The organism is Mucilaginibacter sp., assembly GCF_039207105.1.
Taxonomy (GTDB): domain Bacteria; phylum Bacteroidota; class Bacteroidia; order Sphingobacteriales; family Sphingobacteriaceae; genus Mucilaginibacter.
This window is the reverse complement of record NZ_JBCECK010000028.1, coordinates 1-18,395: the sequence shown is the minus strand read 5'-3', so window position 1 is coordinate 18,395 and position 18,395 is coordinate 1. Positions and strand designations below refer to the sequence as shown.

Here is an 18,395-nt window from a genome sequence, read left to right as displayed (position 1 = left end):
ATAAAATATTAATTGCAGCAGCGAAAATTATTGTTGAACCATTTCAAAATTTTCAGAGGCAACTTAAAGTTTAACCACTACCCCAGCCTGCACGGCCATAGACGTATAAAACGTGCCGGAACCTGTATCATACTGAGATTTTGTCATTGGGGTAAAAAAGTTGTATTTGCCATCCAAGGTTAAAGCAATCTGATCACTCAGCATAAAAACAGCACCAAGGCGTGGGGCTACATAAAAATTGCGTAAATGTTGCTCAAGCGGAACAACTGTTTCATCAGAAGTAAAGTACGGGATAATATTTTCAGTATAATAGCCGCCTAAGTTTAAACCACAATTAATTTTTACGCCATCGGCTACATCCACATTATAAACTGCGCTGGCATAACCTTCAAAAACTTTAAACTTGCTAAAAATGCCTGTATAGTCAATCGTCTGCTGATCTACATTTTGGCCGTTATCAACCTCAACACTAATTAATCCATCCTTGGGTTTGTAAGCATGATAACCTACATTCAGGCCTACAGTAAAATCCCCTAAAAAACGCGATACCCCTAAATTATAAGATACCGCAGGTTTATAAATATCTTTTAAATAGCCAAGCGGCAAATCATACCCCAAGCCAAATGTAATACCATAACCTGACTCAAAATCGCCGCCGCCGTTGCTTCCGCCGCCATAAGTTAATGCAGCGGTTGAACGGTGCTGGGCCATTGCAGTGTTAAAAAAACAGGCGAATATTAAAATTAAGATACTTTTTGTATAAAGCTTTTGTTTAGCGAAACAGGCTTTAGAGTAGATAGCAACTAAGTTGCCGGGAGTAAATTGATTAAGGCTCATTTGCGGTAAAAATATAAAAAAACCTTAACTCACAATCATATATTGAATAATATGCCTGTTATATACTATAGGTTAAAGACTAAAATTTAGTGCAATAAAAAGCCTGGTTCTCGCAAACCAGGCATTGGGCATAGGGGTATTAAATATAGGTTTATAAAATTGGACTAAAATGAAAAATATGATATTTATAAGTTTAATTAGTACCCGCCATTTGTATACTACTATTACTACTTTTTCCTTGTTTTTGATGATACCATATACCTCCGGTACAAATAGATACAGCTACCAACAAAAAGCCTTCAATATACAGGTGAGTTGCTGATATACTTTTTGCAGGATAGATAAAGAGAGATGAAATATCTGGTAGCAAAAGGCCAAACAGAGGAAAACTTGCAAAAATTCTAAAAATTACTAATTCTTCCATGTGTTTAACTAAATATAGGCCTAATCTACACCTTTTAGGAATACAATGCAAGTATTTTTTTTCTTTAAAAGTAAAACAATATTTCAATCAGGTTAATTATATTAAGACACACCAAAAAAAATTAAACCATAAAATTGATTTAACAAATCACCAAAACTAAAACGTTTTATCAAAAATATAAGTAAACAACTATATATCATATACTTATAAATAAATTATTAAAAAATTTCTTTTCTTCAAAACAATATTACTTGATGTGGTTATGATAAACCGACACGTTTATCATGATATAAAATAATTTTGATTTTGTGCAAAACTTATTATTACATGATTGAATGATCGAAGTCGAAAACCCGCTGTTAAGTCCCCCCTCCCGGAGGGTTTCTCCTCTTGAAAAAACAAACTCGAAAAAGCCGAAACAATTACCCTCCTCCGTTTGTAGTACCACAGCAGGAACGCCATTTTATTTAAATAGTAAAAAAATCATGCGCGCCTTAGTATTATCATACTAAATGTTAATAATTATGGAAAAATTAACAATATTAAGAATGTTTTTTTGTTTTCCCCTATTTGGTTTATTATTGCCGGATGCCGGTGTTTTACTCTCAAAAAGCCCGGAACACATCCCTATGATCCACTTTTTTATAGAGGTAGCTCTTATTTTTTGTGTGCTTATTTGCACAGCAGCTATTGCCTATAAAAAGCGCCACCAAAGTCAGGTGAGTAAAACCGTTGAAGCTACGCTTTACTAAGCCGTAACATTTTCAATTGTCTATTACATTGTCAAAACATAATAATTGTGGGGTATAAAAGTCCCACAATTAAATTCTCCATAACGGCTAATTATTGTTTTAGTATAAATTTCAATACTTTCACTTTCGGTATAACCTTTGCTGTAATTGATTGATTTTTTGCCGATATTAAAACAACCGTTATTCTTAAATGAAAAAACTCTTATTTTTTATCTTTTTCCCTTTATCCGCGTTTGCTCAAACAGCCGATACGTATATTCAAAACGGGAATGCAAGAGCTGATGCAAAAGATTATAAAGGCGCTATTCAACTTTTTTCCCGGGCCATTGAACTAAACGGTAACAATAGCGAGGCTTATTATTACCGTGCAAATGCATACGGAAACCTTAAAGATTATAATGCCGCTATTGATGATTATGCCAAAACCATCAATCTGAAACCTGATTTCACCAATGCTTACTATTATAAGGCTAATGCCGAAAGCAACATTGGCAACTACAACGATGCCATTAATGATTTTAATAAAGCAATAACCCTTGAGCCCGGCAATCTAAAAATGTATCAATACCGGGGCAATGCCAAATCAAACATAAAGGATTACGCGGGAGCTATTGCTGATTTCACCTTCGCGCTAAAAATAGCGCCAAATAACGCCGAGTTATATGAATACAGGGGCCTGGCTAAAAACGGCCAGGGCAATTTTACAGGTGCCATCAACGATTATAATATGGCTATAAAGCTAAACCCGCAAAAGGCCGATCTGTACCGATACAGGGCTGATACCAAAACAAGCACCAATGACCTGAAAGGCGGCATTGCCGATTATACCATCGCCATAAATTATAACCCACAAAATGCAGAAGCTTATTTTTACCGGGCCAACAACAAAAGTAATTTAGGTGATTATAAAAGCGCGGTAGAAGATTTCAAAAAAGCCGCGGCACTTAATCCCGATCTTAAAAACCTGTTTCTGTACCTGGCCAATGCTCAAAAAAACATGGGCGATAATAAAGGGGCACTTGATTATTTTAATATAGCAGTTACCAAATACCCTGCAAAGGCCAATGTTTACTTATACCGTGGATTGGTAAAAAGCAACCTGAAAGACTATAAAGGAGCAATGGATGATTTAAACCATGCCATTGCGCTTGATGCAGGCAACGCTGAAGCTTACCAAAATCGCTCGGCAGTTAAATTAGAACTAAAAGATTTTCAGGGAGCCAAGCTCGATGCCGACTCGGCTATTATATTAAACCCAAAAGATCTGAAGGGATATGTAAGCCGCAGTAAAGCCAAAATGGAACTGAAAGATACCGCCGGAATTATAGCCGACATGACCCTTGCCATTAACCTCAATAACAACAGCGATGAGGCTTACCTGGTTCGGGGGGATGCTCACCGTAACCTTGGCGACCGGCAAGCCGCCATCCGCGATTATAATACAGCTATACAGATAAACCCCAATTATACTTATGCCTATTTAAACCGCGGCATCGAGAAAGATAAAATAAACGACAAAGCCGGGGCGGTAAAAGATCTGGAAAAACTGATAGCGCTTGCCCCTCAGCGCCAGGATGCTTATGAGCGCCTGGGTAAGGTTGATAAGTTTTATACATACACCAATAAAGGCGTGCAATTATTCACCAGCGCTATTGCGTTAAATCCCACTAATGCCAATTTTTATCTTTTCAGGGGCGAGGCAAAAGCAGCAGCCGGCGATTATAGAGGAGCCACTGCAGATTATGATAGCGGCATTGCCAAAAATCCTAAAAACACTGCGTTGCTGTTAAAGCGCGGTCTTTTCCGGGCTGGTACGGAGGATATCAATGGCGCCCTTGCTGATTTTACTGCGGCCATTAAAGTGGATTCCACTTCAGATAGTTCGGCCGTGTTTTATCAGAACCGGGGGCATATTCAAGCCAGGCTAAAAAATTATAAGGCGGCAATGACCGATCTGGATAAAGCGGTCTCTATCTTCTCAAACGATGAAACCTTTTTATTCAGGGGCGATGTTAAACTTGCCTTGAAAGATTATGCCGGCGCTGCCGATGACTATCATAACGCCACCTATATCAATGCTAATAACGGCAAAGCATACGCGCACAGCAGCATTGCCAAAAAGAAACTGGGCGACGAACAGGGAGCAACAGAAGATATGGATAACGCGCTGAAAGTAAATAACGGTTCGGATATTTACATTGATCTGGCTGCCCTGAAACTTACCCTAAGCGATGCTGGCGGCGCATTAAATGATTGTGTAACGGCTATCTCTTTAAATCCGCAAAATGGCGAAGCCTATCTGCAACGCGGACTGGTAAAAATCACCTTTAATGAAACTACAGGAGCCTGTGCCGATTTTAACAAAGCTATAGAGTTAGGATCAAAAACAGCTGCAGCCATTGCTGCCCATTATTGTAAATAAATTTAAACAGAAACTCATCTTATAAAAAAGGTCATCTTTATAAAGATGACCTTTTTGGTAAAATATTTATCCTGCCTTTTTTTCCAGGTGTAATTGATCGCGCAACTCTTTGATCTCCATTTCATAAGCCCGCATACGGGCATGCAAAATATCCACTTCGGTACGCATCATTTGTATTTCGGTAATTAGTTTAGCCGATTCCGGTTTATCTATCTTTTTTTCGCCGGTTCCTAAAATTAGCCACTCGGGCGAATATTTAAGCTGAAAACAAAGCTTACGGATAAGGTAGTAGCTAATGTCCTGCTTTTGATTGATCACTTTGCTGATAAAGCCCTGGTCAACACCAATTGCTCCGGCAAGGCCCAATTGGCCTCCGTGCTCCTTTACAACCACCTTTAACCGTTTTATTATTGCTTCGTCAGACATATATGACTGCAATAATAAACAATTTGTTCATTTGGCAAATATTTATTTATTTTTTACGATTGTTATTGAACGTCCAGTTAAATATTGATTTTCATTTAAAATGCTATTTACATCGTCTGCAAATCTGTTATATATTCACATACTGCAAATGATTTTTAATTTCCGGTTAAAAAATCGGAAATTTGCATTGTATAAGGCTGGCCATAGCAACCCTCAGCTTTTAGTATTATGAAACCAGGAGATAAAGTAATTTGCATAAATGACAGGATTGACCCTGAAAAAAGCGAAGAAATAAGACGGGATTTTGAGATCTGGATAACTAAAGATAAAGAATATACTATCCGCGAAATATTAGACAACAACGGCATAGTAACCGGTGTGTTACTGGAAGAGGTGCATAATTTTCCGAAGTTTTTTAAGTTGATAAACCGCTTTCAGGAACCGGCATTTGCCCAGTGGCGTTTCCGCAAACTTAACTATGCCAGCCAACCGGCCGAGGCCATTAGTGAAGTTGAAGAATTGGTTGAAGTTGAACATGAAGAAAAACAGCAGGTAAGGGTAAAATAGTTCAGCACAGTATTATCTCCTTCCCTTTTTTAGCCAGCATATGGTAAATAAAACGGCCTGAATAAATTAACCCGTTATTATTTACCATATGCCCAAGTGAAATACAATTCATAATCCTCTATCTTTTTAATAACAACAATCAGAAGTTTCCTGCAAGAGATTCAATAGATAGATTATGCCAATTGGCATAATTGAGATTATAAAAAATGTTGCTCATATATGCCGGCGGCCTCTGTTTCAACAAGTTGGGTAAGTATTGTTCGCAATACAGCTTCACGGGCCCATTGTTGCTCAATAACAGCGGCATCGTTTTGATACCATTTTAAGGGTGTATTTATTTCTATCCTTGCTTTATACACAAAGTTTTTTGTGGGGTGCACTTTGCTGCCTTCATAACTGTTTAAATTCTCTGCTTTGATCACTTTGGCAAATTCACGGGCTTTAATATCCAGTTGCAGGCATTCATCAAGCGAGTTTTTAAAATCGTGTTTATCTTCCAGCCAAAGCGTAAGTATATCATCTGTAAGGTCATGGTCGGCAATAGCTATCCGGCTATAATCATAATCAACAGATATAATAAGCCACCATAGCTGCTGTTTTAATTTTTGAGTAATCTTTATCATTTTATTGGTTTTTAATTTACTTGACTAAGTTTTTATTGAGGAGAGAAAATATTAAGCTATTACCTGAAGTCAGGCATCCAGCCGGGGATGTATTTCTGTATATCAGCAATTTCTTTAGTGTATTTGGCGCATGCTGCCAGATAGGCCTGGTAACGCAAGAGGGGTTCATGCTCTGTTTGAATTTTGATATTTTCCTGATTATCAATACTTGACAATTGCAGGGCGGAATAGGCGATGTACATGATATAAATAAATTTCTGTATTAATAATTCTTAAATTCTGTATTGCAAATTTGTTATTATTAAAATTTACACTACCTTAGCAGAATCAACAGAATAAATATACAGAAATATCTTTATTTATTTCAAGAAATATCTTTAATATTTATCAACAATGGAGAATAATTCAAAACCCGGTAAAATAAAAACCATTCGCCCAGAAACCCTGGAATTTATTATTCTTTATAATCAACTTAAAGGAAAGGCATTTGTAGGAAACGCGCAATTAGCCGAAGCACTTGGTTTCAATTCGCCCAGCTCAATTACCGAAATAGTAAAGAGTCGTCAAAACATCGATCTTGAAAAACTCAGAATTTTCAAAGAAAAATACAGAGATTTCATTAACAACACTCAGTCACCTATTAATACAGAAAATAATCCTGTAAACAGACCAGACGGTATCCCAATGTATGAAATTTCAGCCACTGCTTCGGGCGTAGAAGTTTACAATGATATTAATGATTCGATGCCTGTTGGTCGTATGAACTTTCCGGGTATTGAAGATTGTGATTTCGCGTTACCGGTTTGGGGACATTCCATGTATCCTTATCTTGAAAACGGCTGCTGGGTGGCCGTAAAGGTTATACATGATAAAAAGATATTGCCTGGCGAAGTATATTATATTGAGTGGGGAGAATACAGAATGTATAAACGATTGCTTGCCGGCGACAACCAGGACGAGGTGATAGCCCATTCAGACAATACTACTGAAATGATTGGCAACAGGCTCAAATACGCCCCCTTTGTTATTAAAATTGCCGAGATAAAAAAGTTGTGCATTGTAAAAGACATCCATAAAAAGCATAATCATTAATATACTTAATTACAGCACCGATTTCACAAGCCATCGGTATAACTACACCAATGGTTTGTGAATACAAGCTTACTTATACCACAAAGAAAGAAAATTTAGATATTTATAATATTTAATACATAACTGTTAAATATTGATAAAACAACGACAATAGTCATAATAAATTCATGTTAAAATAAACCTATAACATTATAGTGCTCGTTTTTATATTTTAGAGTTTACTTCATTTGATATGCTTATACGCCAGGCCACAGTAGCCGACATCCCTAATATATTAAATCTCATTGCCGAGGTAGTACCTGCAATGATAGCTTCAGGTAATTTACAATGGGATAATAACTACCCTAATGCTACTGTGTTTACCAACGATATTGAACAAAACCAGCTTTGGGTAGCTGAGGTAAATCATCAAATTGCTGGCGTTAGTGCCATTACAACCGATCAGGATGCCGAATATGCGGAAGTGGGCTGGGATATTTCAGAACCGGCCATTGTTACGCATCGCCTGGCGGTAAGCCCTCGCTTTAGGGGACTGGGCATAGCTGCAGCCTTACTCCAGGAAGCTGAAAAAGAGGCAATTCGCCGAAATATTAAAACCTTACGAATTGATACTAATATTAAAAACCTGGCCACACAAAAACTATTCCCTAAGCTTGGTTATGTTTTAGCCGGCGAAATTGGCCTCGGCTTCCGCCCGGGATTAAGGTTTTATTGTTACGAAAAGCGCCTTTAACTCTCAAAAAGGCCATTTTTATCAAAAAGTTAACATAACTGCAGCCTTCATGGATTCACTTCGTTAAATAGTTATCAACATTTATGGGTTTTATTAACACTGCGCTAAAAAATAAAAAATAATACTCATATATTTAGTTTAATAAAGCGCACAAGCAATCCCCTGGCTGGTGTTTACCTAAGTTACAAATTAAACTATTAAGAAGATGGAACCTATCATGATGCTCGTAATCGCTACCATTTTGGCTGCTATATTTTTAGTTGCCTTTAACAAACAGCAAGAAAACAAAATAAGCAACAACCTGTATACCAATGATGTACAACATCTTTATTTACTTACAGCGGCCGAATATAAAATCAAAGCTTTAGAAAATCAGGAACAGTTTAATGCTAACAGTAACATGAACAGAGCCGATATGCCGAGTATTAACTGCGAGCTAAGCCAGCTTACAACGGCTTTTGAAAAGAATGACATCTCGCTTCATGAACTAAATACAAAGCTTGATTACTTATTAAATACTTTCAATATAAACAATGTCACCGCTCAGTCGTACCAAGTAGTTTAAAGTTCGGAAACTTATATCACAAAAAAGCCGGTCGTGAGGCCGGCTTATATTTTGAAAAGAGTAATCTTATCCCCTATTAGTTACGTCTGAAGTTTCCTTTACCTCCGCCGTTGCCATTAAAGCCCGGCCCTTTGTCTTCGGCCACGTTAACTGTAATCCTACGGCCATAGTAACTCGCGCCGTTCATACATCTTATCGCTTCTTTAGCCTCATCATCATTAACCATCTCCACAAATCCGAAACCCTTACTCTCTTTTGTTTCGCGATCTTTGATAATTCTGAGCGATTTAACCGGCCCAAAGTCACCAAAAACAGCTGTTAATTCGGCCTCACTTACTTCTAAAGGAAGCCCTGCAATAAATACCTTCATCAATGTCCTTAAAATTTGCGTAAAGGTACTAAAAATTAAGCGCTTTTGGGTAAGCTATTCAAATGGTAATGTCTTTTTTACCTTTAAATTACGCAGTCGGAATAATTATTTAAGCTGGAGTTCAAAGCTGCCTTCCACCCTGTAAAATGGAGAGTCGGCCTTATCATCTTTTGCCAGAAAGGTAAAGAAGGTTCCCTTGGCAATAAGGTTATCATTATTATATTTTTCGATACTTATTTTACCGGAATCGTCCTGACCAACGTATTGAGTAAGGGTGTATTGGAGTTCCGGCTTTTTATCATCGGCCTTAAACAAAAACTGGCTTCCTGCCACCTTACTTGTTGTATTAGCTGAGGCAAACCCAATAGAACTAATGCCAAAGCTCATGCTGTGAGCTTTATTAATGGCCGTGATTCCAAAATATTTACTATCACCACTACGCACATTAATAAAAGCCACTGAATCTGTAGATGCATCAAATGTATAGGTAGAATCTTTAATAGTTATTTTTAATGTGCCCTTGCCCGCCAGAAAATTATCGGGATTATTAACAACGTTTGCAGCAGACGCACTATCAATAACAGTATTTAACTGAGGCTTAACCGTATCCATATCCTTTACGCTCTCATCCTTCTGGCATGATGATATCATCGCCATAAGTAGTAAAAGACTGGAAACGAATAATTTATTAAACCGCATATTATCAAAGGCCTATTGATGGTTAAAGCTAATAATAAAAATTCTAAAATCTTATCATCGCAATCGATTTAAATAAAAGTTTAACATTTTTTTACATATGAGAAACACGGTTCAAGCATTAAATGTTCACTTTTTCATGAAAATTGGTAATTTATGTGATAATGTAAAAATACCAGGAATTGGAACCTATATATTTTCAATATTTTCCAGGAAATGAAATATTTTGATGATAATTAAAAAACTTCACCAACATTAATAAACAATCCTCTTGAACCTTGATTGCCAAAGCCATAATCAATAGCAATGTTGGTTTTTGAAACTTTATTAAGCTTAATACGTAACCCCGGACCAAAACCGGGTTGTATACTTTGTAAATGAGTGCCAGGAGCTGCCGAAAAAGATTCGGCATTGATAAATGCAACACCTCCCAGCAAGCCGTTGCGTGTTATTTTAAAACGATATTCGCTTTCCAGGTAAACCATTTGCGCACCTCTAAACCTGCCCTGAATATATCCGCGCCCGGTAGTATTACCAGGATCATGACCCGTTGCCGGTAAATCAAGATAGGCTGGTTTTCCGTTAATTACCAACCAGTTGTATGACCAAAAAGCTAATACATTATCAGATCCCTGCGGAAATTTATAATACTTGCGCACATCAATAATTAAGGAACGCCAGGCGGTTGTACTTCCCAAAAAAGTATAATTATCCCGGTATTGTAAAGAGCTATAAAAACCTCGCGAGGCGTTTATGGAATTGTCGCGGCTATCAAACAAGGCATTAAAAGTAAACCCTGTAGAAATAGATCGTGAGCCGGAACCATATTTTTCAAAATCCGATACTTGGCCGTTTGCCTGGCCTTTTTCAGACATGTTCCACCTGTCGTCAAAAATATAGCCGATACCTGCATAAAAATTGCCTGCAATTTGCTTCAGCACTGTTTCATAAAACCGAAAAAATGTATAATCAAGCGGATTTTCATTAGCCAGCTTAGAATCGCTTCCCAAACCAAAACTACTTTGTGGGTATTTATAAAATCTAAAATCGCCTATAAAATCATACTTGTTATCCTTTGTCCAGATGTTTGACTGCAAAGGTATGATCACCTGCTTTTTTTGAGTATATGCAGGGTTAACAGTAATTGTTGATATACGGGTGTTAGGCGCTGTCCGGAAAACCACATTACCTGATAATGTACCTGCCAGGTCTGTCTGCAGTGTGTACCCTACCGCAGGCACAATAGATATTACCGGCTTGGTAGTTACCGAATCGGCCTTACCCTGCTTATAGTTTTTAACAAACATTGATCTGATCACATCAAACAGATCTTTTTCAAAAGTAGTATCAGGATGCGCGACAGCTAAGGTATCTTTAAACTTTGTACGCCCTATGGGAATGTACCTTTTATCTTGCGCATAAAGATTTGTATTACTAAATAATAAAGTAGTCAATACAAAACTTAAAATAGCTATTTTTTTCCTGCGCATTAATAATTGTTACCTGGATACAAAACCACTTATGGTTTGCAATTATAAATAATATACCTGAATAGTTGTTTGAGCACACCAATTACCGTGCCTTTAAACGAGGGTCGAAAGTAAATTTATTCACACTGGTTATTTTTATCTTTTCAAAATCGGGATGTGCCGGATTAAACAAGTAATTATATTCCAGGTCAATAATGGCCGAGGGTACTTTTAAAACGGCTGTCTCCATTTTGCGCAACCAGGTATCGCCCATAAGCTGGGTAATAGGGTAATTAATTACCTTATGCCAATTTGCATTAAGCTTAGTGAGTCGCGCTGCGGTGATCTCAAAAACCGGTACGGTATCAGGTATGTGCCATATCGCGACCGAAAAATCACCGCTATATAATGATGTTCCTGGCGTATGTGCCAGTTTTTCAAGGCATGATAGAGCAAGCGAGCCGCCTGTATAAATAAGGTATTGCCCCAGTGAGTTCCACCGGCCGTCAATTCCTGATCCCTTACGGTCGTTGGCATATTTAGTTTGGCTTATGCGGAATACGTTCAAATCAGTTTAGAATACTAAGTTGCAGTAATGGGTTATAATGATTTCAGCAAGCTTTATCAGGCCAGTACACCGTAATCTATACGAATAAGCTGATTGAGCACTATACTTATGCCTGTTAAGGTATCAAGCAAATCAAATGGTATGGCATCAATGCCAGGGTTATAGTGTTTTAACCAGCTTTTAAATTCATCAAGAGAACCAAAAGTATCAAGGCCTTTATCAAAAAGTTCAAAAAGCTGTATAATGTGCTCGCTAAGCCCCCGGTTTAACTCACGTGAGCCCTGAATATGCTTACGCAAGGTAGGCTCTGTAATATCAAGCCACCTGGCTATATCAATTTGTGTAGCACCGGTAACCTGTAACAGATCGGTAATAGCGTCAGAACGCAGGCCTTGCTTAATGGCACCCAATTTAGCCAGGGGCGATTTAAAGTAAGCTTCATAAGGCATTAACAAGTCATTTACCATTGATGCTGTTTCTGTTTCTGGCATAGTATAAGGCCTTGACACCGCACGTTTAGCCTCAATACCTGTTTCGTGACTTTTTATTGCTTTGTTCATATACAAATGTAATTATTTTCTATTTAAAACAGAAATATTTTGCTTTAAATATCATTAAAGATGACTTTAGATTTAATTTAAATGAAAGCCCAGTCAAGGAAATATTAAAATGCCAAAAAAATTAGCAATTGTAAAATAATCATTGTACCTTTGATATAAATTATGCCAATAATCATTTAAATCATAATGAAACCACTATCCTATTATTCTAAGTCAGCTCTGATTTTGGCTACCCGTATTGATGAGTATTTTGTTTATATCGAAGGGGAACCCCTGGCAGATCAACCTCCTGTCAAAGAAAATTCTAAATCCGTAACAGCACAAAAAGCTTGGGAACGTGAACCTGAATTTGCCACCATATCGGGCATGGCGCTATTTTTAGGCTTTACCAGCAAGCAGGAATTTGAAGCCTATGAACAAAACGGTAAATATGCCCAAGTATTGAAACGCGGGCGCCTGCGTGTAGAAGCGGCCTACGAGGCCCGCTTACACCAAACACCAACCGGGGTAATATTTGCCCTTAAAACCCTGGGTTGGAATGATAAACCCGAAACCATCAAACCAACAACTAAAACAGATGATACACTAAAAATAGAAATCATCAATAGTGGCCCCTTACCTGCCGGGAGCGAAAAAGAGGTGACTTTATAACATCAGTTTGGCCTAACAAGCAATACCTATTTAATAATTAAAAAATTTATTTCTATTCTAACTAATTTTATTAGTATATTTGAATCAATGCTATTCCAAATAGCATTAAAAGCATAAATTCACTACACTGCTTTTCAGTTCTAACCATATTAATTATATTATGACAAATGATATCAATGCTCCACCATTTAATGGCCTGGGGGGCTCTGTCCTTTTCAGGCAAAATTATTTTTCAAATGCCCATGTAGTTGTTAACCAGGGCGGCACCAGCTCAGGCAAAACATACGCTATTGAACAGGTACTATTTTGTTTAGCATGTACTCATCCTAAATCGGTTATCACCGTAGTAGCCCAGGATATCCCTAACCTTAAAGCTGGTGCCCTGCGCGATGCGCAACATATTTATGACAACTCAGTAGTATTACAAACCCTGATAAAAAGTTATAATAAAACCGACCGTGTGTTTCAATTTAACAATGGCAGTATCCTGGAATTTAAAAGCTATGATAATGCCCAGGATGCCAAATCGGGCAAGCGCGATTACCTTTTCATCAACGAAGCCAACGGTATTACCTGGGATGTATACACCGAACTGGCCTTACGAACCAAACAGCGCATATTTATTGATTATAACCCCAATACAGGCTTTTGGGTTCATGAGCGGCTAATTGGGCAGCCAAACGTACAGCTTATTATATCTGATCACCGGCACAACCCTTTTCTGGATCAAAAGGTAAGGGACAAAATAGAATCGCTGAAAAAAGAGGATATCGAACTCTGGAAAGTATACGCTCGGGGCGTTACCGGAAAAATTACCGGCCTGATATTTAACAATTGGTACATCTGTAGCCAGATACCCGAAAATGCAAAGCTTATAGCATCCGGACTCGATTTTGGTTTTACCAACGATCAAACCGGCTGTCTGCAAGTGTATCAACAAAACGGCGAGCTCTGGGTTAATGAGTTATTTTATGAAACCGGCCTCACCAATACCGATATAGCGCATAAGCTTAATGAATACGGCGTAAGCAAAAAAACAGAGATCATTGCCGATAGTGCAGAGCCTAAATCGATAGAAGATCTGAAACGTATGGGCTGGTATATTACCGGTGCTAAAAAAGGAGCAGATAGTATTAAAAACTCTATTGATATCCTTAAGCGCTACAAAATAAATGTAACCCGCAACAGTATTAATTTACGCAACGAACTTAACCGTTACAAATGGCGGGTTGACCGCAGCGGCAAAACCATTAACGAACCTATTGATGCCTGGAACCACCTGATTGATCCTCTGAGATATGTTGCCTTAAACAAATTAAGCGCCAATAATCAAGCACGATTAAGATCACGTTTGCCCTTCAATCCCAGACCGCAATTAATCAATGGCTTGATGGGTTTGTAAGCTATCTCCGCTTACATATACTGATATCTTAAAATTACTAATAATCCGCTTTTGCGGATATCACACATTCCGCAAAGGCGGATACTCAAAAATTATGATCGAAAAAACACTGCAAACTACCGATGGCAAATTACGGGTAAAAATACCTGATCAATTAAACGAGCTAACCTTGGGACAAATGATGGCCTTGCAAGAGAAACCTGAGCTAAACGATATAGAAGCGATCAGCATACTTTCGTGTATAGCCGTCGAGACTCTGAACAATGTAAAAATGCTAATGACTTTCAAGTTTTTAGCGATGCTGTACTATCCCTATCGTACCAGATCAAATACCTCTACAATAGCGAAACAACACCGAAAGAGGTTACTTTTATTTTGGATCATGACCGTAGCAAACCAGTTACCAAGGTAGTTAAAGTAACTCATAACCTTTCGGTAGAGCCGGCCGGCGCTTTTATGGCGGCAAAAGAAGTCATTTCCGATGAAATTAACGACCACATTAAAAAATATGGCGATGATGACTGGCAGGAGAATTTCAATCCTTCATTAAATGCCTGTTGCCATGTGCTAGCCCATTACTTTTTTTGCAGGGTAACCGGTAAACAATACAATGAGTACCAGGCCGAAGAGTTTTGCGCCGAAATAAAAAAGATGCGGGTAACGGAGGCACTGCCCATAGCCAAACATTTTTTTACCTGTTATCCCAGCTTATTAACGAGGAAAACCAGCTACTGGCATCGGCTCCTACAGCGTTTGAAAAACGGGCGGGTATTCAGGCCTTTGAAAAGTTTAAGTATATCAACACCGTAAATGCCCTTGCCAGTGGAGATATCACCAAATGGGATGCCGTAATGAACATGCCTTACGAGCGGGTGCTTACCAAACTCCTGCTCAACAAAACCGAAGCCGATTATCAGAAAAGATATAGTGAACTCAATCGTGAATAAGGTATTTTAAATATTGTCATTTCGATTGAGCATGGGGGCCTGAGCGTTGTGCGAAAGAGAAATCTTATACAATATAGAAAGCTAATATTTCCAAACTTACGAAGTTTTAAAAACTTCGTAAGTTTTCAATCCGCCTAAACCTAAAGGTGGAAATATCATACAAACAATTCAAACACCCAATCCCTGTTAGGTAAATCATTAAAACGAAAACTCCCCCTTCAGGGGCGGGGGGCTAAATTTTTATGCGCAATCAAATAGAAGCCATTGTACAAACACTTACCGGTAACCCGGCATTTGCTTATGGCACCCAAGCTGAACTAAATACACTTGCCGACGACGCCGCATTCCCTTGCGTATTCATGTATCCGTTGCAACCGATTGAGGTATCTCCACAGGTTAACGGTTCGGTAGATAATACGTTTACTGCCTACATCGAATTTCTGTATAAAACAGAATTTGGCCAGTATACCGTCGATAACGAAACTTATGTGAACCAGGCCTTGCAATTGGCCAACGAGTTTATTGTGAAAGCATCCAAATACCGAGATGGCGATGGCAGGTACTTCCGCATTAAAGCGGGCATCAAAGCAAAGGCACAACCCGTTTATAATAAATATGATAGCAATACCACTGGTATAGGTTTAACTATAACGCTGGCCACCATGTACTATGATTCTTTTTGATCTGGCCAAATGAAACACCTAAACCTTAATCTGCAACCTAAATTCAAAAAATCACATGAGTCTCATAGCCAAAATAGAACAAGTTAACTGGGTTAGCACCTACCCCGATCAAAATGGCGGCGAAATTGACAGCGCTGATGTACTGATATCCATTATTGATACCGCTACCGGCAATTATGCCAACGGAAATAACTGCGTGGTTACCTACCAGATAGATGATAACGGCTCCATAAGTACCAGCAGCGTTATAATTCCCGGGCAATCAGTAAAAATAGATAGCGGCATAGTACGTGAAAGCCATTATAATGAGCATGGCGAACAAACCTTCAGCAGCTATAAAAACTATTCCATTGTATCCATGCAGCCTGGCAGCAGTACGCCTCCTGCCAACCCGGGCATCTGCAATTTGAAAATTAATTTTATAACGGTTGATAAGCCTGAATCGGCTATTGGCGCTGCTGATGCACAGATCACCATTAATGCCACATCAAGCTACTCTCCTATTCAGTACAGTATTGATTTTGGGGCTACCTGGCAATTTTCGCCCACTTTTACAGGGTTAAGCGGTGGTCTGGAACAACCTTTAGTGAAGGATAGTAACCCTTTAGGCTGCGCCGATCAAGCTTTTGTTACTATACCAACTTTACCAAATCTACTTATTGATGATCCTTCCGTAACGCTTTCGGGCGGTAATGTCTCCCGCTGGAACGCGGCTTTTAACCCTATCGTATTTACCTACCAGCGTAAGGATTTTGGCGTTATAAACATAACTGAGGATACTGCAACCGGTTATGCCAAAATAGCGGTAAATGCTACCCTGCTTAATACCACTACTGCCAGGTACAAGGTTAATAAAGGTGACAAGATTTACTTAAACGCATCTCCGTATATCGGCATTTATGATGTTGTTAGTGCGGGCAACTCCAACCAGATCGTTATCCAAACTCCTTTTAGCGGCAATGCAAGCGGATATGTCAATATCAACAGTATGCGGCCTTATTATAATGTAATTACCCGTATTACCTATCAGGATAAACTAACTGGCCGGCAAAGCATCATCACATCAAGTAATAGCCCTAACAATGAAGGAATTATCAAAGCCGACCTTTCTAACTTCTTGCAAAGTCAGCTTCGTCCAAATGATGAAAGCGATTACACACAGCTCTGCTTCAAGGATGACAACCTCTGTACAAGCTATCAGATAGCTTATGCCGAACATTATGATGATGGAACGACAGAAGGTTTCACATCAGCTTTTACCACTATCCTCTACACATACTATGTGGTTTATGCTGCCAAACAATTGGGCGAGCGTTATGGTGGTAACCTGGCAGCCTACGTACCTTTCCGGATCATGAATAACCCCGCACTATTGGCCCGCTGGGTAACAGATTTTGCCGAGCCTGCCTACTCCATAGGTTACCCTTTCGATATCGGTTTTATTTACAGCGAAGACTTAATAGGCTTACAGCTTTATTGCGACCTTATACTGCTGGATATTAACCGCAATCCGCTTGCTGGAGGCCTACAAACCACTTACCTGCTTAATGAGGATACTTCCTTTTTGTTAAAGCAGGATAGCGGTAAATTCATCATCACCGATCAAACCCAGGCAAACATGCCCCTATCACCGCAGCCTGGTTTAAACCGCCTGCTGATCAATAGCAGCTTTCCGCGCCAAGCTTATTACATCAACATCGCCTTAAAATACGATGATCAGGGCATTACTCACCAGGTTACGCAAACCCAAACTATCCGGATAGATGATGCGGTGGATGATAATTCCGTTTACCTGCGTTGGATAGGTTTAAGCGGAGCTAAACCCAGGCAAGAGTAAATGAGCTTAGATTGAAAATATTAGAAGGACAAGTTGCTGTATTACAACAGGAAGTTAACAAACTTAAAGATCACAATAAATCATGAGCTTAAAAACTTTTTTACAAAAAATATTAGACCATATTAAAGATCTGTTTACTAACATACCTAATGAAACAGCCATAGCGTTAAAAATTGGGATCACCATAACAGAAAATATCAAAAATTTTGTCAATTCAACTGCTGCTGATATCCTGACAACCATTATTCCTGGCGATATAGATGATAAAATCAAAGAAAAACTTCAGCTTTCACTTCCTGTTATTTTAACAGAATTGAAACTGGTAGAAAACTCTTTAAACTTATCTCAACCCAACGCTATTATGATTTCGGCAGTAGATACTATAAAAGCGATGGACAAAAACATCAAATCTGGAGTACTACATCAAATGTCCATCCTGATAACGCAATTAGTAGCCGATGGAAAGTTAAGCTGGAGTGATGGCGTTTATTTATCTCAATGGTATTATGAGCATAAATTTAAAACAACCGATATTAATTAAATAATTAATACTGTTTTTGTGAAGTGCCCAGGAGCAGATTCGAACTGCCACACCCTTACGAGTGCCACCCCCTCAAGATGGTGCGTCTACCAATTTCGCCACCTGGGCTTTTGTTTACAAAAGTAAGGTCATAAGTCAACAATAATCGACTTATGACCTCTTTTTCAAATTCGGCGTGCCCGAAGAGAGACTCGAACTCTCAAGAGACAATTCTCAACGGCTTCTGAGAC

General features: G+C 38.6%; 23 protein-coding genes and 1 tRNA gene. 13 read left to right on the top strand and 11 right to left on the bottom strand.

Annotation, left to right across the window (positions count from 1 at the left end; all coding sequences use genetic code 11):
• Positions 1–63: 63 nt before the first annotated feature.
• Both AAGC65_RS08295 and AAGC65_RS08290 read right to left on the bottom strand, forming a co-directional pair.
• Positions 64–711 carry a hypothetical protein gene (locus AAGC65_RS08295; RefSeq protein WP_343111968.1) on the bottom strand — a complete coding sequence of 216 codons (648 nt, stop codon included), beginning with the start codon at positions 709–711 and terminating at the stop codon, positions 64–66.
• Between the two features lie 319 nt (positions 712–1,030).
• Positions 1,031–1,261 (bottom strand): hypothetical protein, encoded by a 231-nt coding sequence (locus AAGC65_RS08290; protein ID WP_343111967.1) that lies wholly within the window; start codon positions 1,259–1,261, stop codon positions 1,031–1,033.
• A 524-nt stretch (positions 1,262–1,785) separates the two neighbouring features.
• Between AAGC65_RS08290 and AAGC65_RS08285 the strand changes: the two genes are divergently transcribed.
• The gene (locus tag AAGC65_RS08285) at positions 1,786–2,013 is read left to right on the top strand and encodes a hypothetical protein (protein ID WP_343111966.1); all 228 of its coding nucleotides are present in this window, start codon (positions 1,786–1,788) and stop codon (positions 2,011–2,013) included.
• A gap of 190 nt (positions 2,014–2,203) precedes the next feature.
• Complete coding sequence (locus tag AAGC65_RS08280) at positions 2,204–4,435, top strand: tetratricopeptide repeat protein (protein ID WP_343111965.1); 2,232 nt, start codon at positions 2,204–2,206, stop codon at positions 4,433–4,435.
• 66 nt (positions 4,436–4,501) lie between these two features.
• Here the strand turns inward: AAGC65_RS08280 and AAGC65_RS08275 are convergent, their stop codons facing one another.
• Positions 4,502–4,861: a hypothetical protein gene (locus tag AAGC65_RS08275; RefSeq protein WP_343111964.1), complete on the bottom strand. Its 360-nt coding sequence runs from the start codon at positions 4,859–4,861 to the stop codon at positions 4,502–4,504.
• A 228-nt stretch (positions 4,862–5,089) separates the two neighbouring features.
• Between AAGC65_RS08275 and AAGC65_RS08270 the strand changes: the two genes are divergently transcribed.
• On the top strand, positions 5,090–5,428 hold the full coding sequence (locus tag AAGC65_RS08270; protein ID WP_343111963.1) for a hypothetical protein: 339 nt from the start codon (positions 5,090–5,092) through the stop codon (positions 5,426–5,428).
• 197 nt (positions 5,429–5,625) lie between these two features.
• Here AAGC65_RS08270 and AAGC65_RS08265 read toward each other — a convergent pair whose 3' ends face one another.
• Both AAGC65_RS08265 and AAGC65_RS08260 read right to left on the bottom strand, forming a co-directional pair.
• Positions 5,626–6,051 carry a hypothetical protein gene (locus AAGC65_RS08265; protein ID WP_343111962.1) on the bottom strand — a complete coding sequence of 142 codons (426 nt, stop codon included), beginning with the start codon at positions 6,049–6,051 and terminating at the stop codon, positions 5,626–5,628.
• Positions 6,052–6,110: 59 nt separating this feature from the next.
• The gene (locus AAGC65_RS08260; RefSeq protein WP_343111961.1) at positions 6,111–6,293 is read right to left on the bottom strand and encodes a hypothetical protein; all 183 of its coding nucleotides are present in this window, start codon (positions 6,291–6,293) and stop codon (positions 6,111–6,113) included.
• Positions 6,294–6,444: 151 nt separating this feature from the next.
• Here AAGC65_RS08260 and AAGC65_RS08255 point away from each other — a divergent pair, with 151 nt between their 5' ends.
• The 3 genes from AAGC65_RS08255 (at position 6,445) to AAGC65_RS08245 (ending at position 8,441) form a co-directional block, all read left to right on the top strand.
• Positions 6,445–7,143 (top strand): S24 family peptidase, encoded by a 699-nt coding sequence (locus tag AAGC65_RS08255; protein ID WP_343111960.1) that lies wholly within the window; start codon positions 6,445–6,447, stop codon positions 7,141–7,143.
• Between the two features lie 232 nt (positions 7,144–7,375).
• Positions 7,376–7,876 carry a GNAT family N-acetyltransferase gene (locus tag AAGC65_RS08250; protein WP_343111959.1) on the top strand — a complete coding sequence of 167 codons (501 nt, stop codon included), beginning with the start codon at positions 7,376–7,378 and terminating at the stop codon, positions 7,874–7,876.
• Positions 7,877–8,081: 205 nt separating this feature from the next.
• Positions 8,082–8,441: a hypothetical protein gene (locus tag AAGC65_RS08245; protein WP_343111958.1), complete on the top strand. Its 360-nt coding sequence runs from the start codon at positions 8,082–8,084 to the stop codon at positions 8,439–8,441.
• A 76-nt stretch (positions 8,442–8,517) separates the two neighbouring features.
• On the opposite strand, the gene AAGC65_RS08240 is transcribed toward AAGC65_RS08245, so the two are convergent.
• From AAGC65_RS08240 to AAGC65_RS08220, 5 genes are all read right to left on the bottom strand, one after another.
• The gene (locus AAGC65_RS08240; RefSeq protein ID WP_343111957.1) at positions 8,518–8,811 is read right to left on the bottom strand and encodes an RNA-binding protein; all 294 of its coding nucleotides are present in this window, start codon (positions 8,809–8,811) and stop codon (positions 8,518–8,520) included.
• A 105-nt stretch (positions 8,812–8,916) separates the two neighbouring features.
• Positions 8,917–9,468: a hypothetical protein gene (locus tag AAGC65_RS08235; protein WP_343111956.1), complete on the bottom strand. Its 552-nt coding sequence runs from the start codon at positions 9,466–9,468 to the stop codon at positions 8,917–8,919.
• Between the two features lie 275 nt (positions 9,469–9,743).
• The gene (locus AAGC65_RS08230) at positions 9,744–10,997 is read right to left on the bottom strand and encodes a hypothetical protein (protein ID WP_343111955.1); all 1,254 of its coding nucleotides are present in this window, start codon (positions 10,995–10,997) and stop codon (positions 9,744–9,746) included.
• Between the two features lie 82 nt (positions 10,998–11,079).
• Entirely contained in the window at positions 11,080–11,544 is a 465-nt protein-coding gene (locus AAGC65_RS08225; RefSeq protein WP_343111954.1) for an RES family NAD+ phosphorylase, read from the bottom strand.
• Positions 11,545–11,600: 56 nt separating this feature from the next.
• A complete protein-coding gene (locus tag AAGC65_RS08220; RefSeq protein ID WP_343111953.1) occupies positions 11,601–12,104 on the bottom strand; it encodes an antitoxin Xre/MbcA/ParS toxin-binding domain-containing protein in 504 nt (167 codons plus the stop codon).
• A gap of 186 nt (positions 12,105–12,290) precedes the next feature.
• Here AAGC65_RS08220 and AAGC65_RS08215 point away from each other — a divergent pair, with 186 nt between their 5' ends.
• The 7 genes from AAGC65_RS08215 to AAGC65_RS08185 all read left to right on the top strand — a co-directional run bounded on the left by AAGC65_RS08215 (position 12,291) and on the right by AAGC65_RS08185 (position 18,165).
• Positions 12,291–12,755, top strand: coding sequence for a terminase small subunit (locus AAGC65_RS08215; protein WP_343111952.1), 465 nt, complete (start codon positions 12,291–12,293; stop codon positions 12,753–12,755).
• Between the two features lie 160 nt (positions 12,756–12,915).
• The gene (locus tag AAGC65_RS08210) at positions 12,916–14,157 is read left to right on the top strand and encodes a terminase large subunit (protein ID WP_343111951.1); all 1,242 of its coding nucleotides are present in this window, start codon (positions 12,916–12,918) and stop codon (positions 14,155–14,157) included.
• A 94-nt stretch (positions 14,158–14,251) separates the two neighbouring features.
• Entirely contained in the window at positions 14,252–14,569 is a 318-nt protein-coding gene (locus AAGC65_RS08205) for a hypothetical protein (protein ID WP_343111950.1), read from the top strand.
• A 220-nt stretch (positions 14,570–14,789) separates the two neighbouring features.
• Positions 14,790–15,104: a hypothetical protein gene (locus tag AAGC65_RS08200; RefSeq protein WP_343111949.1), complete on the top strand. Its 315-nt coding sequence runs from the start codon at positions 14,790–14,792 to the stop codon at positions 15,102–15,104.
• Positions 15,105–15,346: 242 nt separating this feature from the next.
• Positions 15,347–15,787: a hypothetical protein gene (locus AAGC65_RS08195; RefSeq protein ID WP_343111948.1), complete on the top strand. Its 441-nt coding sequence runs from the start codon at positions 15,347–15,349 to the stop codon at positions 15,785–15,787.
• A 55-nt stretch (positions 15,788–15,842) separates the two neighbouring features.
• On the top strand, positions 15,843–17,624 hold the full coding sequence (locus tag AAGC65_RS08190; protein ID WP_343111947.1) for a hypothetical protein: 1,782 nt from the start codon (positions 15,843–15,845) through the stop codon (positions 17,622–17,624).
• 82 nt (positions 17,625–17,706) lie between these two features.
• The gene (locus AAGC65_RS08185; protein ID WP_343111946.1) at positions 17,707–18,165 is read left to right on the top strand and encodes a hypothetical protein; all 459 of its coding nucleotides are present in this window, start codon (positions 17,707–17,709) and stop codon (positions 18,163–18,165) included.
• Positions 18,166–18,189: 24 nt separating this feature from the next.
• On the opposite strand, the gene AAGC65_RS08180 is transcribed toward AAGC65_RS08185, so the two are convergent.
• Positions 18,190–18,273, bottom strand: a tRNA-Leu gene (locus AAGC65_RS08180).
• Positions 18,274–18,395: the final 122 nt, after the last annotated feature.